This window comes from Streptomyces sp. NBC_01171 (assembly GCF_045039805.1).
Lineage (GTDB): Bacteria > Actinomycetota > Actinomycetes > Streptomycetales > Streptomycetaceae > Streptomyces.
Map to the genome: position 1 here is coordinate 226326 of NZ_CP108609.1, position 26967 is coordinate 253292.

19 protein-coding genes and 1 riboswitch are annotated in these 26967 nt (G+C 73.3%); of the genes, 12 read left to right on the forward strand and 7 right to left on the reverse strand.

Going from position 1 to position 26967, the window contains the following annotated elements; genetic code table 11:
- The 6 genes from OG448_RS01075 (at position 1) to OG448_RS01100 (ending at position 10443) form a co-directional block, all read left to right on the forward strand.
- Positions 1-1587, forward strand: a complete 1587-nt coding sequence (locus OG448_RS01075) for a SagB family peptide dehydrogenase (protein WP_405550742.1) — start codon at positions 1-3, stop codon at positions 1585-1587.
- A 64-nt stretch (positions 1588-1651) separates the two neighbouring features.
- A complete protein-coding gene (locus tag OG448_RS01080; protein ID WP_405550743.1) occupies positions 1652-4384 on the forward strand; it encodes a lantibiotic dehydratase in 2733 nt (910 codons plus the stop codon).
- Positions 4381-5508 carry a lantibiotic dehydratase C-terminal domain-containing protein gene (locus tag OG448_RS01085; RefSeq protein WP_405550746.1) on the forward strand — a complete coding sequence of 376 codons (1128 nt, stop codon included), beginning with the start codon at positions 4381-4383 and terminating at the stop codon, positions 5506-5508. The genes OG448_RS01080 and OG448_RS01085 overlap by 4 nt, the downstream gene beginning before the upstream one ends.
- On the forward strand, positions 5505-7766 hold the full coding sequence (locus tag OG448_RS01090) for an ATP-binding cassette domain-containing protein (protein ID WP_405550747.1): 2262 nt from the start codon (positions 5505-5507) through the stop codon (positions 7764-7766). The genes OG448_RS01085 and OG448_RS01090 overlap by 4 nt, the downstream gene beginning before the upstream one ends.
- On the forward strand, positions 7763-8515 hold the full coding sequence (locus OG448_RS01095) for an ABC transporter permease (protein ID WP_405550748.1): 753 nt from the start codon (positions 7763-7765) through the stop codon (positions 8513-8515). The genes OG448_RS01090 and OG448_RS01095 overlap by 4 nt, the downstream gene beginning before the upstream one ends.
- Positions 8512-10443 (forward strand): TOMM precursor leader peptide-binding protein, encoded by a 1932-nt coding sequence (locus OG448_RS01100; protein ID WP_405550749.1) that lies wholly within the window; start codon positions 8512-8514, stop codon positions 10441-10443. Before OG448_RS01095 ends, OG448_RS01100 begins: the two co-directional genes overlap by 4 nt.
- Positions 10444-10553: 110 nt before the next feature.
- Here OG448_RS01100 and OG448_RS01105 read toward each other — a convergent pair whose 3' ends face one another.
- On the reverse strand, positions 10554-10727 hold the full coding sequence (locus OG448_RS01105) for a thiazolylpeptide-type bacteriocin (protein ID WP_018548797.1): 174 nt from the start codon (positions 10725-10727) through the stop codon (positions 10554-10556).
- A 186-nt stretch (positions 10728-10913) separates the two neighbouring features.
- On the opposite strand from OG448_RS01105, the gene OG448_RS01110 reads away from it, so the two are divergent.
- Entirely contained in the window at positions 10914-12251 is a 1338-nt protein-coding gene (locus OG448_RS01110) for an amidohydrolase (RefSeq protein WP_405550751.1), read from the forward strand.
- A gap of 195 nt (positions 12252-12446) precedes the next feature.
- Positions 12447-13016: a histidine phosphatase family protein gene (locus OG448_RS01115; RefSeq protein WP_405550752.1), complete on the forward strand. Its 570-nt coding sequence runs from the start codon at positions 12447-12449 to the stop codon at positions 13014-13016.
- Positions 13017-13065: 49 nt separating this feature from the next.
- Here the strand turns inward: OG448_RS01115 and OG448_RS01120 are convergent, their stop codons facing one another.
- The 4 genes from OG448_RS01120 to OG448_RS01135 form a co-directional block, all read right to left on the reverse strand.
- On the reverse strand, positions 13066-13821 hold the full coding sequence (locus OG448_RS01120; RefSeq protein ID WP_405550753.1) for a CbtA family protein: 756 nt from the start codon (positions 13819-13821) through the stop codon (positions 13066-13068).
- Positions 13822-13842: 21 nt separating this feature from the next.
- Complete coding sequence (locus OG448_RS01125; protein ID WP_366567173.1) at positions 13843-14064, reverse strand: CbtB-domain containing protein; 222 nt, start codon at positions 14062-14064, stop codon at positions 13843-13845.
- A gap of 38 nt (positions 14065-14102) precedes the next feature.
- A riboswitch (cobalamin riboswitch) is annotated at positions 14103-14235 on the reverse strand.
- A gap of 74 nt (positions 14236-14309) precedes the next feature.
- Positions 14310-14999: a DUF4232 domain-containing protein gene (locus tag OG448_RS01130; protein ID WP_405550755.1), complete on the reverse strand. Its 690-nt coding sequence runs from the start codon at positions 14997-14999 to the stop codon at positions 14310-14312.
- A gap of 535 nt (positions 15000-15534) precedes the next feature.
- The gene (locus tag OG448_RS01135; protein ID WP_405550758.1) at positions 15535-18279 is read right to left on the reverse strand and encodes a BTAD domain-containing putative transcriptional regulator; all 2745 of its coding nucleotides are present in this window, start codon (positions 18277-18279) and stop codon (positions 15535-15537) included.
- 118 nt (positions 18280-18397) lie between these two features.
- On the opposite strand from OG448_RS01135, the gene OG448_RS01140 reads away from it, so the two are divergent.
- Complete coding sequence (locus OG448_RS01140; protein ID WP_405550759.1) at positions 18398-19354, forward strand: GlxA family transcriptional regulator; 957 nt, start codon at positions 18398-18400, stop codon at positions 19352-19354.
- Between the two features lie 94 nt (positions 19355-19448).
- On the forward strand, positions 19449-20444 hold the full coding sequence (gene gap, locus OG448_RS01145; RefSeq protein ID WP_405550761.1) for a type I glyceraldehyde-3-phosphate dehydrogenase: 996 nt from the start codon (positions 19449-19451) through the stop codon (positions 20442-20444).
- 179 nt (positions 20445-20623) lie between these two features.
- Here gap and OG448_RS01150 read toward each other — a convergent pair whose 3' ends face one another.
- Both OG448_RS01150 and OG448_RS01155 read right to left on the reverse strand, forming a co-directional pair.
- Positions 20624-22057 carry a phytoene desaturase family protein gene (locus tag OG448_RS01150; protein WP_405550762.1) on the reverse strand — a complete coding sequence of 478 codons (1434 nt, stop codon included), beginning with the start codon at positions 22055-22057 and terminating at the stop codon, positions 20624-20626.
- Complete coding sequence (locus tag OG448_RS01155) at positions 22054-23790, reverse strand: DUF3556 domain-containing protein (protein WP_405550764.1); 1737 nt, start codon at positions 23788-23790, stop codon at positions 22054-22056. Before OG448_RS01155 ends, OG448_RS01150 begins: the two co-directional genes overlap by 4 nt.
- 147 nt (positions 23791-23937) lie before the next feature.
- Here OG448_RS01155 and OG448_RS01160 point away from each other — a divergent pair, with 147 nt between their 5' ends.
- Together OG448_RS01160 and OG448_RS01165 are read left to right on the forward strand one after the other, a co-directional pair.
- Entirely contained in the window at positions 23938-25167 is a 1230-nt protein-coding gene (locus OG448_RS01160) for a PucR family transcriptional regulator (protein WP_405550765.1), read from the forward strand.
- A 261-nt stretch (positions 25168-25428) separates the two neighbouring features.
- Positions 25429-26964: a cytochrome ubiquinol oxidase subunit I gene (locus OG448_RS01165; RefSeq protein WP_405550766.1), complete on the forward strand. Its 1536-nt coding sequence runs from the start codon at positions 25429-25431 to the stop codon at positions 26962-26964.
- The last annotated feature ends 3 nt before the right edge of the window (positions 26965-26967 follow it).

The window sequence follows — 26967 nt, forward strand, 5'->3', positions numbered from 1 at the left end:
ATGGGATACGCCCATGAGTACGCGACCGCGGTGATGCGGCGGGGCAGGACGCCCATGGAGCCGGCCGACTTCGTGCCGGACTGGGGCGACCGGCCCCGCAAGGGCAAGTACTTCCCCGGCGTGCCCTCCTTCCCGCTGCCCGACGGCGGCTGCGCGGACGACGCGACGCTGGGCCGGGGCCTGTTCGGCGAGCCGGGCACGGGCGCGTTCACGCTGCCGCTGCTGGGCGCGATGCTCCGCGACTCCTACGGGCTGACCGGACGCCGGCTGGCCGTGCAGGCCAACACGGACCTGGGTTCGCTGCCGTTCCACACCCACGCCAACTGGTCGCGCGGCACCGCCTCGGGCGGCGGCCTGTACCCGATCGGCGTGCACTGGGTGAGCGGCGCGAGCGGCCCGCTCACACCGGGCGTCTACTACTACGACACCCCGCACCACCGGCTGAACCGGCTGCTGTCCGGTGACGTGACCGGTGAAGTCCGCGCCGCCCTGGGCGACTTGGCGGACGCGGACACCGACCAGTTCCTGGTGCTGGGCGTGACCTTCTGGCAGAACGCGTTCAAGTACAACAGCTTCTCCTACCACGCCGTGACGATGGACATCGGCGCCCTGCTGGAGACCTGGCGGATGTGGGCGCGGGCGCACGGACTGCGGCTCGGCACCGCCCTGTGGTTCGACGAGCCGCGCATCGGGCGCCTGCTGGGCCTGGACCCCGCCGAGGACGGGGTGTTCGCCGTGGTGCCGCTGCGCTGGGACGCGCCCGCGCCGGAAGCGGCCGCCCCCGAGACACCGGGAGCGGCGGTACGGCGGGTGCCGGACGAGCGTTCGCGGCGGACGCTGACCTTCCCCACCCTGGGCCGGGTGCACGAGGCCACGCTGGAGGGCGCCGCCGACCGGCCCGCCCCCGGCCGGCTGAACCCGGCGCTCGCGGCTCCGGCGGGGCCCGGCGAGCGGGTGGGGCTGCCCGAGCGGGCGCCGCTGGACACCACCGTGCGGCGGGCGCTGCGGGAACGGCGCAGCAGCTTCGGCCGGTTCAGCGCGGGCTCCCCGCTGGACCCGGCGAAACTGTCGGTGACGCTCGCCGCCGCCGTCACGGCCGCCACACTGGACAGCGACGTGGAGACGCCGGGCGGGGCACCGCTGACCCGGTTCCACGTCTTCGTCAACCACGTCCGCGACATACCGCCGGGGCTGTACGAGTACGACCGGGACACCGGCGAGCTGGTGCTGCTGAAGTCCGGTGAGTTCGGGGGGTTCCTCCAGGAGAACTACTTCCTCGCCAACTACAACCTGGAGCAGGCGGCCGCCGTGCTGGTGCCGGTGGCGCGTACGTACGCGGTGCTGGACGCCGTGGGCGACCGGGGGCTGCGGCTGGTCAACGCCGCCGTGGGCGCCATCGCCCAGGCCGTCTACACCGCCGCCTCCGCCGCCGGGACCGGCTGCGGGGTCGCGCTGGGCTTCGACTGCGTGTCGTACGCGGAGGAGTTCGGGGTGGCCGGCCGGGGCGAGGTGCCGCTGCTGATCATGATGATCGGCGAGGAGCGGCCCCGGCCCGCCGACTACCGCTACGACATCGTCGCCCCATGACCCGCCCGACCGACCGCCTCCTGCCCGGTCCGCGGGAGTCCCGACCTGAAAGGGGCAGCACGGTATGAGCCCGGCCACCACAGCCGCCGACACCACTGTGACCCTGCACCGCCGTTTCATGCTGCGCGTGGCCGGTCTCCCGGCCGAGACCGTCTCGGTGCTGCGCGCCCCGGAGACCGCCGACTGGGCCGCCCGCACGGCCGCCGAGGAGGACAGCCTGCGCGCGCTCGGCGCCCGGCTGAGCGACCCGCTCTCCGCCGTCGTCGGTGCCACCGAGGACGCGGCCCTGCGCCGCCGTCTGCTCGCGCTGCGCCGCCAGGTCTTCAACAACCGCCTCCCCTCCGACCTCCCCGCCGCCCGCGCCCTCGCCTCGGGGCTGGACGGCGACACCGGCGCGGACCTCACCGCGTGGCTGGACGCGCGTCTGCGCTGGGAGGAGCTGCGGGCCGAGGGTGAGGCGGTGCTCGGTGGCGCGCTGGCCCGCACCCGCACCGCGCTGCGCGGGCTGGCGCTGGACGACCGGCTGCGCCGGGGCCTGCTGCTGGCCTCGCCCACGCTGGAGGAGCGGCTCGACGCGTTCGCCGCCGATCGGCCCCCGGCGCCGGGCAAGCGGGCCCGGAAGATGGAGCGTTCGCTGCTGTCGTACCTGTACCGGACCGCCTGCAAGACCAGCCCGTTCAGCACGCTGACCGGGGTGGCGCTCGGCGGATTCGCGGAGGGCGGCGACCTGACGGAGGTGGGCGACGGCTGGACGAGCCACCCCCGGCTCAACGTGGTCGTCCTCACCCGGCTCGCCGAGCTGATCGTGGCCGACCCGGCCCGCCGCGCCGACCTGCCGGTGGCACCGGCCTCGGGCTGGACGCGGGACGACGACCGGGTGCGCTATGTCCGGCGGGCGGTCACGGCCGGGGACGACAGCGCCCCGGTCAGTTTCGACGCCGCCCAGGACCGGCTGTTCTTCCTGCGCCGGCAGGGCGCCCTCGACGGGATGCTGACGCTGCTGCGCGACACCGACGGAACGCTGACCCACGGCGACCTGGCCCGCTGGCTGGCCGCCACCACGGGCGCCGGCGACGAGGAGGCCGGCCACTATCTGACGGCGCTGCGTGAACTCGGCATGCTTCAGCTCCCGTTGCTGGACACCGGCGTACACAGTGCCGACCCGCTGCGCGCCTTCCAGCGGGCGCTGCGCAGCCTGGGGGTGGACTGGGCGGACACCGTCGCCGCCCGGCTGGACGGCCCGGCCGAGGCGGTCGCGCGCTACGGGGACGCCGACGTGCCCACCCGACGCGCCCTGCTGGCGGGACTCCGTACCGAACTAGCCTCCTTGCAGATCGACTTGGGCGCCGAACGGCCCGTACTGCCGCAGACGCTGCTCTACGAGGACGTGTCGGCCGGTACCACCAGCGCGCCGCTCGCGGAGTGGGCCGAGCCGGTCGCCGCGCCGCTGCGGTCGATCGGGCGGGTGCTGCCCGCCTTCGACGTGGCGCTGCCGCAACGGCTCACCCTCAAGGGCTTCTTCGTCGCCCGGTACGGGCGCGGTGGCCGCTGCGAGGACCTGCTGCGGCTGGTCCACGACTTCCACGAGGACATCTTCCGCCAGTACCTCCAGTTCACCGCGGCCAAGGACGGCTACCTCCCGGACGGCAGTCACGCTCCGGAGGAGAACTGGCTCGGGGTCCCGGAGATCACCTCCGTCGACCGGGCCCGCGCCACGCTCACCGCCCGGATGCGGGAGCGCTGGGCCGAACTCCCGTCAGATGCCGAGGAGTTCGTGCTCGATGACGCGACCGTGGACGAGATGGCCGACGCGCTCGGCACCGCCGCGCCCACCTTCCGCCCGCAGAGCCACTTCCTCCAGCTCGCCCGCCGCGAGGACGGCCCGCTGGCCGTGCTGAACAATTCCTACGGCGGCCTCTGCTTCCCCTTCACCCGCTTCACGCACTGCTTCGACGACGCGGACGGGCCCGGTCTCACCAACTCGCTGCGCAACGCCCTGCGTTCGGTGCTGCCTCCCCGCGCGGTCCTCGCCGAGGTGACGGCCGGTGCCGCGACCACCAACCTCAACCTGCACGGCCGGCTGACCGACTACGAGATCGTCTGCCCCGGCGAGAACAGCACCGCCCCCGAACAGGCCCGCCTCCACCTGGACGACCTGTACGCGGTGCACGACGAGGCCGAGGACCGGCTGCTGCTGCGCTCCCGGCGTCTGGAGCGGGAGGTCGTCCCGGTGTACCTCGGCTATCTGGTGCCGATGGTGCTGCCCGAGATCCCCCGCACCCTGCTGCTCTTCTCCCCCACCTCCCGCTCGGTGCCGGACGTGTGGCGCGGGGTGCCGGCCGGGGATGCGGAGGACGGTGTCACCCGGCGCCCCCGTGTCCGGCACCACGCGCTGGTGCTCCAGCGGCGCTCCTGGACCGTCGCCGACGGCCGTCTTCCGCTGCGGGCACCCGGGACCACGGACGCCGACTGGTATCTCGCCTGGCACCGCTGGCGGGTCCGGCACGGCCTGCCCGCCCGTGCCTTCGCCACCGTTCACGAGGAGGCGGAGGACGGCCAGGGCGGGGCCTGGTTCGGCGGTTCCAAGCCGCAGTACGTCGACTTCGAGAGCCCGCTCTCGCTCACCGCCCTCGAAGGGCTTCTCGCCGGGAAACGGGCCCGGACCGTCTTCGAGGAGATGCTCCCCGCCGAGGACGAACTGCACGTCATCTCACCGCGCGGACGGCATGTTGCCGAACTCGCCGTCGAACTGCTGCCCGTACCGGCCGCCCGAACCGAAGAGGACGCCACTCCATGACCGCTCCCACCGCATCCTCCGCAGCGCCCGGCCCGGCCGCCGGGGAGGCACCCGGCGAGTGGCTGGCCGTGCACGTCTTCTACGCGGCCAGTCCCCGCCCGCTGCTCGTCCAGTGCGTCCGCCCGCTGGTCGACGCCCTCACCGAGGAGGGCCTGCTCGCGGGGTACTTCTTCATCAACTACTGGCTGGAGGGCCCGCATCTGCGCCTCCGCCTGAAACCGGCCCGCGCCGCCGACGCCCCCGTGGTCCGGGAGCGGGCGCACGCCGCGCTGGAGAGGTTCCTGCGTGAGCGGCCCGCGCTGTACGAGGTGAAGGACGGCTTCTTCGCCGACCTCTACGAGACCCTGTTCGCCCTGGAGTTCGGCGACGAGGAGCGCGCGGAATACCTGGGCCCGGACGGCCGGATGCGCTTGCGTCCCAACAACTCCTTCGAGGACCGTCCCTACGAGCCCGAGTACGGCAAGTACGGCGGCCCTGCCGGGATCGAGCTGGCGGAGTGGCACTTCCAGCACTCCAGCGACCTCGTCATCGAGGCCGCCCGCTCGATGAACCTCCATCTGCGCACCGTGCTGCTCGGGCTGTCGGCCCAGTTGATGACGGTGATGGCCGGCACGTTCCTGCCGGGCGACGAGGCCCTGCTGTCCTTCCTGGACCGCTACCACACCTTCTGGAACCGGGCGTTCTCCAGCACCAACTACACCGCAGACGACGGCTACGACCGCGCGTACAGCGCGATGGGCGCGAGTATGCCGGGCCGGTTCCGGGACATCAGGGGCGCGGTCGCGGCGGGCGAGACCGGACGGCTCCCGGCGTTCCTGCGCGGCTGGGCCGAACACTGCGCCGAGCTGCGCGACCGGGCGACCGCGCTGACCCGTGCCGGCGAGCTGGTGTTCCGCTCGTGGGACGGCACCCGCGACCTGCGCCCCACCGACCCGGCGCAGGCGCTGCCGATGCTGCTCTCGCCGTATCTGCACATGACCAACAACCGGCTGAGCACGACCGTGCGCGACGAGGCGTTCCTGTCGTACGTGCTCGCCCGCGCGCTCAGGGACGGCGGCGCGCAGGGCGCCGAGACCGACGCGGGTGACTCGCTGGCGGGCTGGCGCCGCGGGGGTGAGGGGTGACCACCGGCACGTTCCTGGCCAGCCGCCCCAAGGTGCGCCCCGATCTGGTGGCGGGCCCCCGGTTGGTGCGCGGTGCGGCCCGCATCCATCTGCTGAAGGACCCCCGTACCGGGCGGCGGCTGGAGCTGGGGCCTAAGGAGCACTTCCTGATCACCCGGCTGGACGGGACCCGGACGCTGGAGGAGATCGGCGGCGAGTACGCGGGCGCGTTCGGTGCCCGGCTCGGGGAGGCGCAGTGGGGGCAGTTGCTCCGGCTGCTGCACGTCCGGGGGCTGCTGGAGGGCTCCCCCGCCCCGGCCGCGGCACCGCCGGCCGGGCCCGAGCGGCCGCCGAACGGGATTCTTGCCGGGCGGACCCGGATGGTGGCGGACGCCCCCGCGCTGATGGACCGGCTGCACCGGCTCACCGCCCCCGCGCGGCGGCCGGCCGTTCTCGCGGTGCTGACCGCGCTGGCGGTGGGCGTGTTCGTCGCCGTCGCGGTGCAGGCCGGGACGCTGTGGCGGCAGACGGAGGAGACGGCGGAGCAGCCGGTGCTGCTGTTCGCCATCGGCTGTGTGCTGTGGTGCGGGCTGGCCCTGCACGAGCTGGCCCACGGGCTGTTCGCGCGGGCGTGGGGCGGCCGGGTCACGGAGATCGGGCTGCGCTGGATCTGCTTCGCCACCTATCTGTACTGCGAGGTGGCGGACGTCCAGTTCCTCGGCAGCCGGGCCCGCAAAGTGGCCACGGCGTGCGCGGGCGTCTTCGCCAACCTGCTGTTCCTGGTGCCGTTCTACGCGATCTGGGCGCTGCTCCCCTCCGGCGCCGAGGCCCGGCCCGCACTGGGGGCGCTGCTGCTGCTCGGCACCGTCCTCGGGGTGGCCAACCTGCTCCCGCTGCCCCCGCTGGACGGTTACAAGGCGCTCGAGCACGCGCTCGGTGTCACCGCGCTGTCCGAGGGCGCCCGTACCTTCACCGGCCTCGCGCTGCGGGCGCTGTTCCGGCGCGGTCCGGGCCTCGCCGCGTACCCGGCGCGCCTGCGGCTGCTGTACGGCGGGTTCGCGCTGCTGACGGCGGTGCAGAGCGCGGCGCTGCTGGTGCTGTGCGGGGCCGTGCTCAAGGCGATGCTGCCGGACGGCCTGGCGGTGCTCGCCTGGTCGCTGCCGCCCGCGCTGCTCGCCGTCGTCCTGCTGCTGTGGGCGCTGGGCGGGCTCGGCCGGCGCCTGCGGGACAGGCGTACCTCCGGGGCGGCTCCGGCCGCCTCCCCCTCGTCCGAGCCGGGACGCCACGTCCCGTCCGGCGTACACCAGTTGAGGAAAGGCGAGATGAGCGCACCCGACAGCAGGACGGAGGCCGCCCCGCGCGGCACCGCTACCGAGACCGTCGTCGCCCTGGACGGCGTCTGCAAGCGCTACGGGGAGGTGACCGCGCTCGACGGCGTCTCCCTGGAGGTGCGCCACGGTGAGTTCTTCGGCATCCTCGGGCCGAACGGCGCGGGCAAGACCACCCTGGTGGAGATCGTGGAGGGCATGCGGGAGGCCGACTCCGGCAGTGTCACCGTGTTCGGGCAGAGCCCCTGGCCGCGCGACATCGCGCTGCTGGCCCGGATCGGCGTCCAGACGCAGGCGTCGGCGTTCTTCGCCCGGCTGACGGCGGGCGAGCACTTGCGCACGGTGGCCGCGCTGTACGGCATGGCTCCGGAGGCCGCGAAGACGGCGCTGGAGCGGGTCGGCCTCACCGAGAAGGAGAACGCTCGGGTCGACCATCTCTCCGGCGGCCAGCGGCAGCGGCTCGCGGTGGCCACCGCACTGCTCAACGAGCCGGAGCTGATCTTCCTGGACGAGCCGACGGCCGCTCTCGACCCGGAGGCGCGGCGTGAACTGTGGGAGCTGTTGCGGTCGTTGCGCTCGGAGGGGCGGACGATCATCTGCACCACCCACTATCTGGACGAGGCCGAGGCGCTGTGCGACCGGGTGGCGATCATCGCCGGGGGCCGGGTCGTCGCGCTGGACTCGCCCCGCAGCCTGATCCGCGCCCTGGCCGCGCCGACCCGCCTGCTGGTACCCGCCGACAAGGTCTCCGCCGAGGCCGCGCTCGCGCTGGCGGGCGTGGACCGGGCCACCGTGCAGGGCGCCGACCTGGTCATCGAGACGACGGTGCCCAACCGGGTGCTGCCCGCCCTCGGCGACCTGGTGGACATCGACTCGGTCTCCGTGCGCACCCCCACCCTCGAAGACGCCTACCTCTCGCTGACCGGCAGCGGATCGGAGCACCACCGTTGAGCGCCTACGCCGCACTGACCAGGGCCACCTATGTCGCGAGCGTGCGCGACAAGACGACCCTCTTCTTCACCTTCGCCTTCCCGCTCGCCTTCCTGGTGCTGTTCGGCCTCATCTTCCAGGGCGACAAGGTCAACGGCGGGCTGGCCTCCATCAACTACATCGCGCCGGGCGTGCTGTCCTGGGGCGTGGGCAACGCGGCCGTGTTCTCGGTGGGGTTCGCGCTGATGCAGTGGCGCCGGGACGACCTGCTCCGGCTGATCTGGCGCACCCCGACCCCGCTGCGCACCCTGCTCGCGTCGCGGTGGACGGTGGCGATGGGGGTGGCGCTGGCGCAGACCGCGCTCTTCACCGCCGTCGCGCTGCTGCCGTTCTTCGGGCTGAGGCTGATGGGTCCCTGGTGGGCGGCGCTGCCGCTGCTGGTGCTGGGGGTGACCGCGTTCCTCGCCATGGGCCTGGTGGTCGGCAGCCTGGCGGACACCCCGGAGGCGGTCGCGGCCATCGCCAACCTGGTGATGGTGCCGATGGCGTTCCTGTCCGGTTCGTTCTTCCCGGACGACCTGATGCCGGGCTGGCTGCGCACCGCCGCCAAGGTGCTGCCGCTGCACTATCTCAACGACGGTCTCACCGACGCCATGGGCGGCCGGGGCGACCTGGGGGACATCGCGCTGGACTGCGCGGGCCTCGCCGTGTTCGCCCTGGTCTTCGGGGTCATCGCCACCCGGATCTTCCGCTGGAGCAACCGGACATGACGACGACGATGACCTCACTGGAGGCCGCGCGGGCCGACCTCCACTCCCGGCTGGCGGCACGCGCCACCGCCGCCGGGCTGCCCGCGCCCGCCGTCTCCCGGATCGGCGACACCAACGTGCTCGGCGAGAGCGGCCTCCCCGCCGAGCCGGCCACCGTGCACCTGACCGCGCAGGCCGTGCTGCTCGGCCCGTGGGGCGGCACCCCGGCGGCCGGCCCGGCCTGCGGGACCTGCCTGGCGATGCGCCGCCAGCGGCTGCGCACCCGTACCGAGCGGGAGGCGCTGGAGACGGGTACGGAGACCACGGCGGCCGGGATCTGGCCGGTGCTGCCGGACCACATGGTGGACGCGGTGTGGTCGCTGCACCGGCTGATCGCCTCGGGCGCCGCCCGGCACACCGCCGGGGGCCCGGACGCCGAGCTGCCCCAGGTCACCGAGGTCGACCTGGAGACGCTGCGGGTGCGGACGTTCCCGCTGCTGCCGGAGCCGATGTGCCCGCGCTGCCGTCCCTTCACCGAGGAGGCGGCCCAGCGCGCGGCGGCGGAGGCCACGCTGCCCGCGCCGGGCCCGCTGCCCAAGCCGCGCCCGGACTCCTACCGGCTGCGGCGGGCGTCGGACCATCCGCTGCCGGTGAAGGCGCTGGCCAACCCGGTGTGCGGGGTGCTGGGCGGCGGCACCTGGATCGACGTCACCTCCCCCACCACCGCGCCGGTCGCGGGCAGCGTCTTCATGCGGGGGTACGCCGGTCTCACCGACGTCACCTGGAGCGGCCAGGCCAACTCCTTCGCGGCCAGCCGCGACCTGGCCTTCCTGGAGGGCCTGGAGCGGTACGCGGGCACCCATCGCCGGCATCGCGCACCCGTGGTGACGGCCTCGCTGGAGGAGCTGGGCGACCGCGCCCTCGATCCGCGTACGTGCGGGCTGTACGGGCCGCGCACCTACGCCGAGGACCCGATGGTCGAGCCCTTCGACCCGGCCCGGCCGATCCCGTGGGTCACCGGCTGGTCGCTGCGGGACGGCCGCCCGGTGCTGGTACCGGCCCGGCTCGTCTATTACAGCGCGGGCACGGCCGCCGACAACTTCGTCTTCGAGTGCTCCAACGGCTGTGCCACCGGCAGCACTTGGGAGGAGGCGGTCTTCTTCGGCCTTCTCGAACTCATCGAGCGGGACGCCTTCCTGCTCGGCTGGTACGGCGACCTCCCGCTCCCCGAGATCGACCTGGACTCGGTGCGCTCGCCGGGCGTGCGGGCCATGGTGGCGCGGGCCGCGCTCCAGGGGTACGACGTGCACGTCTTCGACAACCGGGTGGACCTCCCGGTGCCGGTGGTCACCGGGCTCGCGGTCCGCCGCGACGACGCGCCGGGCTCCCTGGCCTTCGCGGCGGGCGCCTCCTTCGACCCGGAGACGGCCGTGGAGTCGGCGGTCTCCGAGATCCTCACCTACATCCCGCACCTGCCCGGCCAGGTCGCCGAGCGGCCCGCCGAACTCACCGCCATGACCGAGGACTTCGACCTGGTGAAGCGACTCCCGGACCACGCGGCGCTCTTCGGGCTGCCCGCGATGCGGGTCCACGCCACCGGCTGTCTCAAGCCGCCCCGCACGGCGCCGCTCGACGAGCTGTTCGCGGGCTGGGAGGAGCGGCGGCCGCGCACCGGCGACCTCGGCGACGACCTGCTGCTGGTGCGGGACCTGCTGGGCGAGGCGGGCTGCGAGGTCGTGGCCGTCGACCAGACCACGCCCGAGCAGCGGCGGATGGGGCTCCGCACGGTGGCCACGCTGGCTCCGGGGCTGCTGCCGATCGACTTCGGCTGGCTGCGGCAGCGGGCCCTCACCATGCCGAGGCTGCGTACCGCGCCGTACCGGGCGGGTATGGTCCCGGCGCCGCTGCGGGAGGAGGAGTTGCGGCGGGTGCCGCATCCGTTCCCGTGAGCGGGGCAGGCGTTCTGCTCGTCGGCGCGCGGACCGTGCAGGGGCCCGCGCACACCGGCGGTCCCCGGCGCGCCGAGGCGGGCCGGGGACCGTGGGTGCGAACGCCTGGGTCAGGCGGTGCAGGAGGTGGTGCTGGTGGTGCTGGAGCAGGTGCTGGTGGAGGAACAGCTCGTGGACGAACCGAGCATGACCTCGCTGGCGTCCGAGTAGTCGGTGATCTCGAAGGTCTCCGACTCCAGGTCCAGGATCTCCTGGGCGAGGGAGGCGAGGTTGTTGTCAGCCATGGTGGCTCCTTCCGGGTCAGGTGACCTGCTGCCGGCCGGGACGGCCCCGTCCGGTGGTGCGCTGAACCAGCCGGAGGAGCGAGCCCCCCGACACCCCCCTTTCTACGCGCGTCCGACACCAACTCCCTGACCGATGGCTGTCACTTCGCTGACACCCCCGTACGACGACCCTCTGGAGCCCCCGCCGTGAGCAGCGACCAGTCCCGTCCGTCCGTGACCGTGGGCGGTGGTGTGCCGCCCGGTCTGGACGCCCTGCTGGCGTCCACCGCCGAGCTGTATCTCGACCTGCACCGGCACCCCGAGCTGTCCGGCGCGGAGGAGCGCACCGCCGCCCGGTTCGCGGACCGGCTCGCGGCCGACGGCTTCCGCGTGCTGCGCGGGGTCGGCGGCCACGGGGTCGCCGCCGAACTGGCCAACGGCGACGGCCCGGCCGTGCTGCTGCGTGCCGAGCTGGACGCGCTGCCGGTGGCCGAGGAGACCGGCGTACCGTACGCCAGCACCGCGACCGCGCCGGGCCCGGACGGGCGGCCGGTGCCGGTGATGCACGCCTGCGGGCACGACGCCCACCTGGCCTGCGCGGCGGCCGCGGCCCGGTGGCTCGCGGAACACCGGGACCGCTGGCGCGGCACGCTGCTGGTCGTCGGGCAGCCCGCCGAGGAGACGCTGAGCGGTGCCCGCGCCATGCTGGAGGACGGGCTGTACGACCGGATCACCGCGCCGGACGTGGTCCTCGCCCAGCACACCGCCGCGTTCCCGGCCGGGATGGTGGCGCACGCCGACGGGCCGCTGATGGCGGGCAGTGTGACGCTGGAAGTGGTCTTCGAGGGGGACGGCGGACACGCGGCCACCCCGCACCTGACGGCCGATCCGCTGCTCGCGGCGGCCGGCGCGGTGACCCGGCTCCCGGCCGTCGCCGCCCGCGAGACGGACCCGGCGGAGCGGCTGCTGGTCACCGCGTCCTCGCTGCGCGCCGGGGACACCGGGCGCACCGGGAACGTCATAGCCACCCGCGCCGAGCTGCGGGTCACCGTCCGCGCCCTCTCGGAGGCGGCGCTCGTCCGGGGCATGGCGGCGGTGGAGCGGGTGGTGCGCGCGGAGGCCGCTTCGGCCGCGCTGCCGCCCCGGGTCACCGTGCGCGAGCTGGCCCGCTCCGGGGTCACCCGGCCCGACCCCGGCGTCACGGCGGCCGTACGCGCCGCCCACCAGGCGGCCTTCGGCGCCGCCCGCGTCACCGGCTGGCCCGCGTCGTCGGCGACGGAGGACTTCCCGCTGCTCACCGGCGCGGGCGGCCATCTGCACGGCCGGCCCGGCATCCGGGGCGCCTACTGGATGCTCGGCTCGGTCGGCCCCACCCAGTGGGCGGCGGCCCCCGGCGCCGGGCCCGCCGAGAAGTTCCGCGGCCTCCCCCACAACCACTCCCCCCGCTACCTCCCCAGCGTCCGCCTCACCCTGGACACCGGCACGGCCGCTCTGGTCACGGCCGCACTGGCCCAACTGGACCCGGGCGCGCCCCCACAGCGGTGAGCGAGAACGACCGCCGTCATACGCACTGGGTCCGACCCAAGACCCGCGCCTGGCCGGAGACGCGGGCACCGCTGGAGAACCTGGTGGCGGCGGCCCGTACCGTGCGGGGTGTACTGCGCCAAGTGCAGCGTCCGTTCGTCCCGGTCCCGCTGTGGGCGGGGACGAGCGCTCTCTCGCCATCAGGAGGTTTCTCGGGTGACCAGTCGGCTGGTGCTCGTCTCGCCCGCCATCGGGCCCGCGCTGCGGGAGGCCCGGTTCTACGACGGGTCCTCGTCCATCGACGAGGCGGGAGCCGCGCGGGCGCGGGCGGCGGCCGGGACGTTGCCGGATGCGGCGCGGGTGGTGCTGTCGCCGGGTGCGCGGTGCCGGGAGACGGCCGAGGCGCTCAGGCTGCGGGGCGGGGTGGCGGCGGAGCTTGGGCCGCTGGACGCCGGGCGGTGGCGGGGGCGCACCCTGGCCGAGGTCGGCTCGGCGGAGGGGGAGGCGGTGGCCCGGTGGCTGGCCGACCCGGACTGCGCGGCGCCGGGCGGGGAGTCGGTTCGGGAGGTGTGCGCGCGGGTGGGACGCTGGCTTGAGTCGGTACCCGAGGGCCGTACGGTCGCCGTCGTGGAGCCCGAGGTGGTGCGGGCGGCCGTGGTGCACGCGCTGGGGCTGCCCGCCGGGGCGTTCTGGCGGCTGGACGTGGCGCCGCTCACCGCGACGGAGCTGTCCGGGCGGGCAGGGCGCTGGAACCTGCGGCTGGGGCGCCCGCTCGGGGGTGAGTGAGAGGGGCCCCGGACATCGCCGGGGCCCCTCTCGTCGTCACGTCACCGGCTCAGTGGGAGGCGGCGACCGCCTGGCCCGTGGTGCGCTCCACCGCGGGGCGGGGGTTCAGCAGCCGCTCGGCCAACTCGCCGAAGAGCAGCCCGAATCCGGCCCACAGCACCGTCTGGATGGCCAGCGCGGAGAGGCGGAACCGCCACAGCAGGGTGGCCGGGAAGTGTTCCGGCACCTCGTTGACGACCGGCAGGAAGGCGTACGCCAGCCCGGCCAGCAGGGCGAAGGCGGCCACGGCGACGAGGGTCGCGTACCAGTTGCCCAGGCGCGGGGCGAGCCGCTTGCCGAGCAGAGTGGCGCCGACCGCCAGGAGCACGCTGAGCAGCATCATCAGGAAGTACAGCGAGGTCCGCTTGCCGATGGTGTCCGGGTCCCCGACCGAGGGCGGGTTGGCCGGGTACTTCAGGAACGGCACGACGTACACGGCGAGCAGTGCGGTGCCGGACAGCAGCAGCGCGGTCGCGCGGGGGCCGAAGCGCCCGACGCGGCCGAGCGCGAAGCAGTAGGCGAGCGCGGCGATGCCGCCGAAGGCGACCCCGTAGACGAGGACGCCGGTGGCCAGTCCGGCGGTGGACTGGAGCGAGCGGGAGACGACTTCGACCTCGTGCTCGTGGGAGTGGTGGCCCTCGAAGCCGATGGCGCTGTCCACGTTGGGCTCGCCGAGGAAGTACGCGGCGATCAGGGCGAGCACTCCGGCGCCGAGGCCGGCGAGCATGCCCCGCACGAGGAGGTTTCTCACGGTTGCGGAGTTCATGGGTGAGCGGCGTCCCTCGCGTCAGTGGCAGGGGAAGCCGAGCAGGTGGCGGGCGTCGTGCACCCACTCGTGGACGTCCGTGCCGTTGAACACGGAGGTGGCACCCTGCTCGGCGCCGACGAAGTACAGCAGGACCAGCATGAGGATGCCGAAGAAGACCGCCCAGGGCGCTATCTCCTTCAGCGGCAGCTTGGCGGGAACGGCGGGGTTTCCGGCTGTCGGCTGAGCGACGGTCTGCGCCATGGCAGTACCTCCTCTGGGAGTTCGCGTCCCATCTCGGTGGTGCACAGGACGACGGCCACGGGTCTGACTCGCACGGTCCCTCGCGGGACCGCGCACACAGTGGCGCGACCGTGCCGGTTTCTCACCGGCTTCCGTTTCGCCGTCGTCGATATCGCCCCGACGGTACCGCGTGCGCCCTGCCTGGCCAAGACCGCGCCCCCACGGGTGATCTTCCTCTCCCGAGGGGGCGTCCGCGGGGGTACGGGTCAGAAGTCGTCGGCCCCGTTGCGCAGTTCGGTCGTCCAGTAGCCGGTGAGCGTCCTGGCGGGGTCGACGGCGAGGCCGCCACCGGCCGAGGAGTCCACCGCGATGACCGTGGAGTCGCCCTCCAGCACCAACTGGAACGCGGTCACCACCTCGTTGTCCTCGTCCACCCCACCGTCGGACAGCTTGACCAGTGCGAACGCCGGGTCACCGGGGTTCAGCACCGTCGGCCCGGCCGGCTTGCTCTTCGCCACGGACGGCACGTCCTGCTTGTGGCTCTCCAGGAACTGGATGTGCGGGAACCCGGCCATCTCGCAACGGTGACCCGAGGTGTTCCGCGCGGTCAGGATGATGTGGGTGTACGGCGGCCCGTCCTGACGCTCGGAGCTGACCTTGACGTCCTGGGCGCGGCAGAGGGGGGTGGCGGTGCCCTTCTTGGCTCCGGAGGACTTGGAGTCGGACTTGTGCGCGGTCCCGACGGCGGTGCTGGTACCGGAGCCGGTGTTGTTGCTGGTGCTCGTACCGGCGGCCGCAGGCGCGGAGGCAGCGGCGGAAGCGGAGACCGAGTCCTTGGCAACGGGCGCCGCCCCCTCGGCCTTGGTCCCCTCCCCGCTCTGACAGGCGGACAGCGAGAAGGCGAGCGCGGCAGAAGCAGCGACGGAGAAGAATGCCGTACGGCGCGAAGCGTTCATGATGATTTCCCCCGAGAGGTGAAACGTCGACAACGGTCCTTCCGAACCGCCGGCCAGCCGCTGACCTGCTGACACCCCAACTCTCACCGCCCCCGCTGGCGTCCCGCTGACGTCCGGCTAACGCCCCTCTGACGCCATGCCGGACCCCATCTCGGAGGGGGTCGACGGATCGCCCCGCCCCAACACCTCGGCCAGCACCACCCCGTCCCGCAAGGCAACGATCCGCCGTACCCGCAACTCCGCCCGCGTCCGAGGCCGGTACTTCGGCTCCTTCCGGCACCCACAGCCCGACCGCCCGTCGAACCGCAGCCCCTCCCCCAGCACCACGGCGACCACCGACCACCCCGCGACATCCCGCCGACGCGGCGGAGCGAAGTCCCGCCCGGCACACACGAGCGGCCGGGCACAGTTCGGGCAGGCATGCTCCCGGTCCGCATGCCGCTTAAAACTGACCCGGCACGAGAGACACGCGTAGTGGAGCTTGTAGGGGTTCACGGCGTAGAGGCACACGGGGTCACCGTAGCGACAGCTCCCGCTACAGGTCCTCCCCCGCAAGCCTCCGCACCGCCTCCTCATGCCGCCGCCGGTGGTCCGCCCGTCCGCTCACCCGCAGCAGGACCTCAAGGGCTCGGACCGCTCCCTCGTCGTACCCGGCGGACTCCGCCTCGTCGGCGGCGCGTTCCAGGAGAGGGATGGCCTCGGGTTCCTCGCCGAGGGCGAGGTGGGCCTCGCCGCAGACCGTGTGGAGGAGGGACGTGCGGGCCGCTTCCTCGTGTTCGGGGCCGAGGTCCAGGGCCGTGCGGGCGATCCGGAGGGCCTCCTTCGGCCGGCCGGACGTCAGGTGGGCGCGGGAGAGGTGGAGGAGGGCGAGCATTTCCGTATGGGTGTTGCCCTCGTCGCGGGCCAGGGTGGCGGCGCGGGCGCAGTTGGACAGGGCCGCGTCCAGGTCGCCCTGGGCGGACTGGACCACGGCCAGGTTGACGAGGGCGGTGGCCTCGCCGAGGCGGTCGGCGGTGCGGCGGGCCAGGGCGGGTGAGGGTTCGAGGAGGGTGAGGGCGTCCGTCAGGCGGCCCTCCTCGCTCAGGACCCAGCCCAGCAGGGTGCGGACGCGGGACTCGGCGTACGGGTCCGCCACGGCCTGGGCGCACTCCAGGGCCGTGTACAGCAGCGGCACCCAGTTGTCCCGCGAGCGCCACACCACCTGGGGCCACTGGAGGAGGATGATCCGCCAGGCCCGGTCGTCCAGGCCGGCGGCCCGCGCGGCGGTCACCGCCCGTGCCAGGTCCTCCCGTTCGGCGGCCAGCCAGCCCATCGCCTCCGCGCGGTCGACGAAGTCGCGGACGGCGGACGGGCGTTGGAAGTCCGCCGGGAGCGCGAAGCAGGGTTCGCCGCCCGGCTGGGCCGTCTCGGTGGCGGCGAGGGCGGTGGCGATGTAGTGGTCCAGGACGCCGGTGAGCGCCTGGGGGCCGGTCGCCGGGTCGAGGTCGCGGGCGTAGAGGCGTACGAGGTCGTGCAGTTCCCAGCGGCCGGGCGCGGTCTCGGTGACGAGGTGGGCGGCGCCGAGGCGTTCGAGGGCGCGGGCGGCGGTCAGCGGGTCGGTGCCGGAGAGGGCGGCCGCGGTGTACGGGTCGAAGTGGGTGCCGGGGTGGTGGCCGAGCCGGCCGAAGTGGTGCGCGGCCTCGCCGGGAAGGTGCTGCACGGTCAGACGGAGGGCGGCCGGGACCCCGGTGTCGTCGACGGCGAGGTGGGCCAGCCGGCCGCGCTCGTCCGCGAGTTCGTCCGCGAGGTGGGCCAAGGTCCACTGCGGGCGGCCCGCGAGCCGGGCCGCCGTGACCCTGAGGGCCAGCGGGAGTCCGCCGCAGAGCTCGGCGAGCCTGCGCGCGGCCACCGGTTCCCCGAGCACCCGTTCCTCACCGAGGACGCCCGCGAGCAGCGCCGTACCGTCCTGCGCGTCCAGCGTGCCGAGGGGGACGGGCCGGGCCGCGTCGGAGGCGATGAGCCCCTCCAGACGGTGGCGGCTGGTGACGACGGTGACGCAGTCGGCGCCGCCGGGAAGCAGGGCGCGGACGGTGGCGGAGTCACGCGCGTTGTCGAGGACGACCAGCAGCCGCAGCCGGTCGGTGAGGGTACGGAACAGCGCGGCGGCGGCCGCGGCCGATTCCGGTATCCGGCGCGGCGGCACCCCGAGGGCGAGCAGGAACTCGCGCAGCACCTCGGTCACCGACGGCTCGCCGGTGTCGCTGAAGCCGTGCAGGTCGGCGAAGAGCCGTCCGTCGGGGAAGGCGTCGGCGTTGCGGTGCGCCCACCACAGCGCGAGGGCGGTCTTGCCGACCCCGGCGGGCCCGGTCACCAGGCACACCGGCGCCTCCCCGGCGGCGGCCCGGCCGAGCGCGGCGAGTTCCGCGCCCCGCCCGTGGAAGCCGCGGGGCGCGCGGGGCAGCAGGTCGGCGTGCGCCTCGGCGGGCACGAGGGCGGGGCGGGGAGGGACGGGAAGCCGAGCGGGTTCGGCCTCCGAACGCGGGACGAGCAGCTCCGGTACGGGGTCGCCGCGCAGGATCAGCCCGTAGGCGTCGGCGAGTTCACGGCCGGGGTCGATGCCGAGTTCGTCCGCGAGGAGCCTGCGGGTGCGGTGGAACCAGTCGAGCGCCTCCGACTGCCGGCCCGCCTGGTACAGGGCGGTCATCAGCGCGGCGGACAGCGACTCGCGCAGCGGGTGCGCGACGGCCTCGGTGCGCAGTACGGCGGCGGCCCGGTGATGTTCACCCAACCTGCCGTAGACGAGCGCCAGTTGCTCCACGGCGGAGAGTCGGGACTCCTCAAGGGAGTGCGCGGCGGCCTGGAGCGGCGGTCCGGCGAAGGCGCCGCCGAGGGCGGGGCCGCGCCACAGGGCGAGGGCGTCGCCGAGCATGAGCACCGCGTCGGCGGGGTCGCGCTGTTCACGGGCGAGGGTGAGCAGTTCCTCGAAACGCTGGGCGTCGAGCAGGGTTTCCGGCAGCCGCAGCGCGTACGCGTCCCCGGCGGTGAGGAGTTCGACGCCGTACGCCTCCGCGTCGCCCTCGGCGAGCAGGGCGCGCAGCCGGGACACATGGCCCTGGATGACACCGCGCGCCTGGCTCGGGGGCTCGTCGTCCCACAGACAGGCGGTCAACCGGCCCATCGACACCGGGGTGTTGGCCGACAGCAGCAGCGCCGCGAGCAGGCTGCGGCGCTTGGCGGGACCGAGCGGCAGCGGCCCGCGCCGGGTGTCGACGGAGACGGTGCCGAGCAGCCGGAACTCCACGGGTCGGTCCTTCCGAGGCGGCCGGTACAGGAGAAAGAGCAGCATATCGGGGGTTTGCCCGGCGCCTGACGGGGGTTTCGCGCCGACCTCGCCGACGGTCTTGCGTACGCTGCTGCCCGTGCCGTCCTCCCGTTTCCGCCGTGTCGCCGTTCTCGTCCTGGAGGGCGCCAAGCCGCTCGACGTGGGTATCCCGGCGCAGGTGTTCACGACCCGCGCGAGCATGCCGTACGAGGTGCGGGTGTGCGGGGCCGCGCCGGGTCTGGTGACGGGCGGCGACGGCCTGTCGTACCACGTGGCGCACGGCCTTGAGGCGCTGGAGTGGGCGGACGTGGTATTCGTTCCGGGCTACCGGTTCCCGGACCGGGAGGACCCGCCGGAGCCGGTGGTGGCGGCGCTGGTCGCGGCCCACGGGCGGGGTGCGCGGCTCGCGGCGATCTCCACGGGGGCGTTCGCGCTGGCGGCCACCGGCCTGCTGGACGGCAGACGGGCCACCACGCACTGGCACTACGCGCGCGCCCTGGCGGCCCGGTACCCGCTGATCCGAGTGGACGAGAACGTGCTGTTCGTGGACGAGGGCAGCGTGCTCACGTCGGCCGGAGCGGCCTCCGGCATCGACCTGTGCCTGCACATGCTGCGCGGCGAGCTGGGGGTGGCCGCGTCCAACCACGCGGCCCGGCGGCTGGTCGCGGCCCCCTATCGCAGCGGGGGTCAGGCGCAGTACGTGCCACGCAGTGTGCCGGAGCCGCTGGGCGAGCGGTTCGCCGCGACCCGGGAGTGGGCGCTGCACCGGCTCGGTGAGCCGCTGAGCCTGCAGTCGCTGGCCCGGCACGCCGCGGTGTCGCCGCGTACGTTCTCCCGGCGGTTCGCGGAGGACACCGGGTACACGCCGATGCAGTGGGTGACGCGGGCCCGGGTCGACCTGGCGCGCGAGCTGCTGGAGCGCTCGGAGCGGAGCGTGGAGCAGATCGCCGACGACGTCGGGCTCGGCACCGGCACCAACCTCCGGCTGCACTTCCAGCGCGTGCTCGGGACCACGCCGAGCGACTACCGGCGGACCTTCGCCCGGGGCGAGTAGCCCTGGCGCGATCCTTGTGAACCGTGGCGCTCCTGCCACTGCCGCGCACGGCGCCCGCCCGCGAACCTGATGGCGAACGGAAGGGACACCATTCATGACGCGCATCGCCATCAACGGATTCGGCCGCATCGGACGCAACGTGCTGCGGGCTCTGCTCGAACGCGACAGTGACCTCGAGGTCGTCGCGGTGAACGACCTCACCGAACCCGCGGGGCTGGCCCGGCTGCTGGCCTTCGACTCGACGGCCGGGCGGCTCGGGCGCCCGGTGGAGGTGGACGGCGACACCCTCGTGGTCGACGGCCGCCGCATCAAGGTCCTCGCCGAGCGCGAGCCGGCGCAGCTTCCGTGGGCCGAGCTGGACGTCGACATCGTGCTGGAGGCGACCGGCCGCTTCACCTCGGCGAAGGCCGCCCGCGCCCACCTCGACGCGGGCGCGAAGCGGGTGCTGGTGAGCGCCCCGTCGGACGGCGCCGACGTGACGCTGGCGTACGGGGTGAACAGCGACACCTACGACCCGGCCCTGCACACCATCGTGTCGAACGCCTCCTGCACCACCAACGCGCTGGCCCCGCTGGCCGCCGTGCTGGACGAACTGGCGGGCATCGAGCACGGGTTCATGACGACCGTGCACGCCTATACCCAGGAGCAGAACCTCCAGGACGGCCCGCACCGCGACCCCCGCCGGGCGCGCGCGGCCGGCGTGAACATCGTGCCGACGACCACGGGTGCGGCCAAGGCGATCGGCCTGGTCCTGCCGAACCTCGACGGCAAGCTGTCGGGCGACTCGATCCGGGTCCCGGTGCCGGTCGGCTCGATCGTCGAGCTGAACACCACGGTCGCCCGCGACGTCACCCGCGAGGAGGTGCTCGCCGCGTACCGCACGGCCGCCGAGGGCCCGCTCGCCGGTGTCCTGGAGTACTCCGAGGACCCCCTGGTCTCCTCCGACATCGTCGGCAACCCGGCCTCCTCGATCTTCGACTCCGCCCTCACCCGTGTGGACGGCCGCCACGTCAAGGTGGTCGCCTGGTACGACAACGAGTGGGGCTTCTCCAACCGCGTGATCGACACGCTGGAGCTGCTCGCGCGGTGACCGCGGGAAACTCGCCGGCGCGGGCCGGCGGGGACGCGTGAGGGTTCGCGGACGACGTCCGCAAGTCGGCCGCGAACCCGGCAGACGGTCTGTGTGCAGGTTCTGTGTGCAGGTGGGGCCGGCGGACGAAGGCACCCCCTCCGTCCAGTCGTCGGGCCTGTGCCACAAGGCAGCGAGGCTCAGCTCGGTCGGTGAGAAGCGCCCCCCAGGTACCGCAGCGCCGAAGCCGCCGCCCCCGCCCCGCACATACCGTGCGCGCCCGGCCCCGGTGGGGTGGCGGCCGAGCAGAGGAAGACGCCGGGCAGGCCGGTGGTGTACGGGTCGAGGGTGGGCCGGGGGCCCAGGATGAGCTGACGGGTCGTCTTCGCGCCGGTGAGGATGTCGCCGCCCGCGAAGTTGGCGTTGGCGGCGGCGAAGTCGGCGGGGGCGGTGGCGCTCAGGCCCACGATCCGGTCGCGGGCGCCGGGGGCGAAGCGTTCGATCTGGCGCAGGATCGCCTCCGTGGCGTCCCCGGTGTAGCCGTACGGGACGTGCGCGTAGGCCCAGACCGGGTGCACGTCGCCCACCGAGCGGCCGGGGTCGGCAAGGTACTGCTGGCCGACCAGGACGAACGGCCGCTCGGGCATGCGCCCGGCCGTGACGTCCCGCTCGGCCCGCGCGATCTCGTCGAGCGTGCCGCCCAGATGGACGGTCCCGGCGTGCCGGGCCTTCTCGTGGGTCCAGGGGATGCCGCCCTCGACCGCTAGGTCGATCTTGAAGGCGCCGGGGCCCCGGCGGAAGCGGCGGTAGGCGGACCGGGTCCGGGCGGGCAGCCGGTCGCCGTAGATGGCGGCGGCCTGGCCGGGGTCGAGGTCGAGCAGGGTCACGTCGGCGGCCGGGATCTGCCGGTGGTCGGTGATCCGGGCGCCCGTCTCCACGGTGCCGCCGTACTCGCGCAGTGCCTTCTCCAGTGCGCGGGCGATGGACTGCGAGCCGCCTTCGGCCACGGCCCACCCGGCGGCGTGCCCGGAGACCAGGATGCCGAGGCCGATGGCCGAGGTGAGCGGGCGGCCCAGCGGGCGGAAGGCGTGCGCGGCGATCCCGGCCCAGAGCGCGCGGGTCTGCGGGGTGCGGAAGAGGCGGGCGAGGGCGGTGGCGGGCAGGGTGGTCGGCAGGCCGAACCGGGCGAGCAGCAGCGGGTGGGAGGGGATGCGCAGCAGCGGGCCCATCACCTCTCCGGCGAGCGCGTCCCAGTGCCGTACCGAGGGTTCGATCAGCGCCCGGTAGCGGTCGCCGTCGGGGCCGAGGAGGCGGGCGGTCTCCGTGACGGAGCGCATCAGTACGCCCGCCGTGCCGTCGTCGAGGGGATGGACGCAGTCGATCTCGGGCAGGAGCCAGCGCAGTCCGTGCCGTTCCAGCTCCAGTTCACGCAGGGCCGGTGAGTTGACGGCCATGGGGTGGATGGCGGAGCAGTGGTCGTGCAGCAGGCCGGGCAGCAGACCCTCGTAGCTGCGGGTGCCGCCGCCGACCTCGTCTGCGGCCTCCAGCAGCGTGACGTCGAGGCCCGCTTTGGCGAGGAGGGCGGCCGCGGCGAGCCCGTTGGGCCCGCCGCCGACCACCACGGCCGAGGTCATGAGGCACTGTCCAGGGGGCGCGGATCGGACAGCGGGCGCGCCGACCGTACGTCGTACACCGGGTAGTCGGCCACGTCTGTGGGCCAGGGCTGACGGGTCAGCATGTCGCGCACCGCGACGTGGCCGCTCTCCAGCAGGCCCAGGGCCGCGTCGTGGATCTCATAGGACTGAGTCTGCCGTTGAATGGGCTGGCCCTCCAAACAGACCACCCGGACCTCGCCGGGCGCGAAGGCGCAGCGGGCCTGTACGGCGCGCAGCAGTTGGTCATTGTGGAGGTGGCCCTCGCCGAAGTTCCAGCCGAGGGCGAAGCCCGCGATCAGCTCGCCCTCCATGACGGTGACCCCGTCCTGGCCGTCGGTGACGCGCTCCACCAGACCGTTGAGGGCGCGCCCGTGGGAGTGCATGGCCCGCCAGCCTTCCGCCTTGGCGGCGAGCAGCAGGGCGGTGTCGGCGTCGTAGAGGGTGACCATCTGGTGCGGGGCGAGCCTGGCGCTGGTGGTGAGGCCCGCCTCCAGCCGGTCGAGCGCGTCCCCGGTGAACAGCCAGGCGCTGGTGGCCCAGTTGCCCGCGTAGTAGCGCATGGCGGGCAGGAAGGAGACTAGGTCGGGGCGGAGGTTGCCGAGCAGCGGGAGCAGCACGAGGCTCGGCAGGATCACGACGAGCAGCCAGGGCGAGTGCAGGTCCCACACGGTGAGGTCGCCGTGGGCGCCGAAGAGGAAGAAGAGCGAGAAGACGAAGAACAGGTTCCACTCCAGCGGCACCCCCATGGGGAGGGTCGACAGGATGTGCAGGTGGAACACGACCATGTAGAGCAGGGCCGCCCAGGTCCAGGGGCCTCCGTCGCCCAGGAAGACGAGGTAGAGCGGGACGAGGTACTCGGTGGCCGTGCCGACGTGCGCGAGCAGGAAGGACAGGCGGGAGGGGCGCAGGTCGCGGGGGCGGTCGCGGTAGAAGAGCGGCTTGAGCCGGTTCGGGACCAGGGGCGCGTTGCTCATCATGGTGGCGACCACGAACGGGAAGTGGTGGTTGAGCTTGGAGGTGGCCGCTCCCCACCAGATCGCCAGCATGATCAGCTTGAAGCCGATGAACATGTCGCCGTAGGGGAAGAAGAACACCAGCAGCGACAGACCGTACTGCTCCCCGCGCGCGGCGAGGAAGACCGTCTTGTCGCGCAGGCCCAGCACCGCCAGGGTCACGATGAGCGGTACGGCGGCCATGGGGTCCAGCAATCCCGGGCCCGGCCGGCCGAGCAGCCAGATCCCGGAGGCGATGACGGCCACGTAGAGCAGTACGTCCACGAGTCCGCGCCGGTCTCCGCGGGTGAACGGCACTTTGCCGGGCCACGGCGGCAGCCGGACGGTGCCGGGGCGCAGCCAGTACGTGGCGGACCCGATCGGCGGCAGGAACCGGGAGGACAGCGGGCCCGAGCCGCAGCCGAGCCCCACCACCTCCCACAGCAGGGTGAAGACGATCAGCTTCTGGTAGACGACCGGCTCGGACCACCAGGACGCCACCTCGGTGACCGGTCCGAGGCCCGGCGTCAGCGAGATCACCAGGGCCGCTCCGCCGACGTAGAGCGCGCATTTGACGACGTAGAAGAGATACACCGCCGAGGGGCTGCCGAAGCCGTGCTCGACCCAGTGCCGGGTGAGGGCCTCCAGGCGGTCGCGGCGGGGCAGGGTGCGGTAGGTGCCGGCGTCGAGTGGGAGCAGCCGGGGTTTCATGAAGCCCATGGGAATCACGCCTTCACTGGGTGCGGACCCAGGTGAAGGTAGGGGCGCCGGGAGCACGGCGACGACGGCCGCGCGTCACAACATCGGGACCCGCTTTTGTGCCCCGGGCACAATGGCGCGGCCGCCCGGCGCCTCTACAGTGCGGTCATGCCGACAGAACAATCCCTGGTCAGCGAGTTGGTGGACCGGCTGCGCGGGACGAGGGAGGCCATGATCGCGGATCTGGTGCGGCTGACCCTCCTGCAGATAGACGCCCTCGACCACGACGCCGCCACCCGCTCGCTGCTGGAGGCGAGCCTGAGCGAGAACGTGGTGGCCGGGCTCAACTTCCTCCAGCAGGACTTCGACCCGGAGCTGCTGGAGGCCCCGTCCGCCGCCGTGGCGTACGCGCGGACGCTGGCCCAGCGTGACGTACCGCTCTCCGCGCTGATCCGCGCCTACCGCATCGGCCACTCCCGTGTGCTGGACCATGCCTTCGTCCACCTCGACGACCTGCCGGCCGAGCACCGGGTGTCGCTCGTCCTCGACGTGGTGCGCCGCTCGGCGCTCTTCATCGACCAGATCTGCGAGCAGGTCGGGCGCGCCTACGAGCAGGAGCGGGAGCGGTGGGTGGCGAGCCAGGGCGGGGTCCGCCAGCAGTGGGTGGGGGCGCTGCTCGGCGGCGGCCCGGTGGACCGCGCGGCCGCCGAGCGGGCGCTGCGTTATCCGCTGGACGCGGTGCATGTTGCCTGCACGCTGTGGCCGCTGGCCGCGATGACCTCATTCGACCTGGTCACCGCCGTGGACGAGGTGCGTGCGCATGCGATGTCGGTGCTGCGGGCGCGGGCCGCGCTGGTGGTGCCGACCGACGAGCGCGAGGCCCGGCTGTGGCTGGCGCTGCCCGCGGGGGGCGAGCGGCGGTGGCGCGGCGACCTGGCCCCGCCCGAGGGGACCCTGCTGCACGCCGCCGTGGGCCGGCCGGGTGCCGGTCTGGCCGGCTTCCGCACCTCGGCCCGGCAGTCCGCCCAGGTGCGGGAGATCCTCGCCATGAAGCTCACCGGCGCGGGCGCCCCGCGCTGGGTGCACTTCGCGGAGGTCGCCCCGGTCGCGCTGATGGCCGGTGACCTCCCGGCGGTACGGGACTTCGTGACGGCCACACTCGGCGAGCTGGCCCGGCCCGACGCGCGTGGGGCCACCCTGCGGGAGACGCTGCGGGTCTTCCTCGCCCACCACCGCAGTCATGTGGCCGCCGCCGACGCGCTGAACCTGCACCGCAACTCGGTCCAGTACCGGGTGCGCCGGGCCACCGCGCTCCTCCCCGACGGCCCGGCGGACGACTTCAATGTGCGGGCCGCGCTGCTCGCCGCGCATTGGCTCGGGGACGCCGTTCTCGGTTGATTACCGGCGCGTGTCCCATATCCGCCCCGGAAAGAAGCCTGAGGACAATAAAGAAATACGCATCTATTCACGAGGTGCCGACGACGTCGGCGTGTGCGTGCCGGTCAGGACTCTAGGGGTCGCACCTGCCCAGCGGTCCCGCTATTCCCAGGAAAACGGCGCCGGACGGGTGCGCGATTGCGTTTCCCCGAGTCGACGCCACTATGCACGGGAGATACCTTTTATCCAGATTGCGGCCGGATCGAGCGAGAGAAGGACGTAGTGGAACTAGCAATCGCTCAGGAGACCATTGCCCGGTGGCAGTTCGGTGTCACGACCGTCTACCACTTCCTCTTCGTCCCGCTCAGCATCGGCCTGGGAGGCATCGTCGCCGGTCTGGAGACGGCCTGGGTGCGGACAGGGAAGGAGAAGTACTTCCACGCCACCAAGTTCTGGGGAAAGCTCCTGCTGATCAACATCGCGCTGGGTGTGGTCACGGGCATCTTCCAGGAGTTCCAGTTCGGCATGAACTGGTCGAGCTACTCCCGCTTCGTCGGTGACGTCTTCGGCGCCCCGCTGGCGATGGAGGCTCTGGTCGCGTTCTTCTTCGAGTCCGTGTTCATCGGGCTCTGGATCTTCGGCTGGAACCGGCTCCCCAAGAAGGTCCACCTGGCGACGATCTGGGTCGTGACCATCGGCAGTCTTCTCTCCGCGTACTTCATCCTGGCCGCGAACTCCTTCATGCAGCACCCGGTCGGCTACCGGATCGACCCGGCGAACGGCAAGGCCCGGCTCACCAACATCTGGCGGGTGCTGTTCCAGGACACCACCCTGGTGCAGGTCTTCCACACCCTGACGGCGGCGTTCATCACGGGCGCCGCCTTCGTCATGGGCATCTCCGCCTACCACCTGTGGCGGGCCAAGCGCGGCAAGGACACCAACCGCAAGCGGATCGCGGCCATGCGCAGCTCGCTCAAGCTGGCCCTGATCGTCTGCACCATCGCCGGCATCCTCACCGCGCTCAGCGGCGACCGCCTCGCCAAGGTCATGTTCCAGCAGCAGCCCATGAAGATGGCGGCGGCCGAGGCCCTGTGGGACACCCAGGGACCGGCGCCCTTCTCGATCTTCTCGGTGGGCAACGTCGGCAAGGGGCGCAACGACGTCGCCCTGGAGGTCCCCGGCGCGCTGTCCTTCCTCGCCAAGAGCAACTTCCACTCCCCCGTCCCCGGCATCAACGACCGCGCCGACGAGCAGGTACGGCAGTTCGGCGGCACCCGCGCCGACTACATCCCCAACATCTTCATGACGTACTGGGGATTCCGCCTGATGATCTTCTTCGGCATGACCAGCTTCACCATCGGCCTGCTCGGGCTCTATCTCACCCGTAAGAAATTCTGGGTCAGACCCAGGTTCCGCACGGGTGAGGACGAACCGCCGAACCTGATGATCACCGACAAGATCCGGATGAACGACTTCTTCACCAAGTGGAGCTGGCGGATCGTCGCGCTGACCCTGGGCTTCCCACTGCTCGCCAACAGCTTCGGCTGGATCTTCACCGAGATGGGCCGTCAGCCGTGGGTGGTGTTCCACCTGATGAAGACCGCGAACGCCGTCTCGCCCAACGTCAGCGTGGGCACGCAGGTCGGCTCGCTGGTCGCGCTCACCGTCGTCTACGCGATCCTCGCGGTGGTCGAGGGCGGCCTGATGGTCAAGTACTCCAAACCGGGGCCCGACGTCGACGAGCGGCCCCCCACCAAGGACCCGACCCTGCGCATGTCCCCGGACGACCAGGACAAGCCGCTCTCCATCGCGTACTGAGGA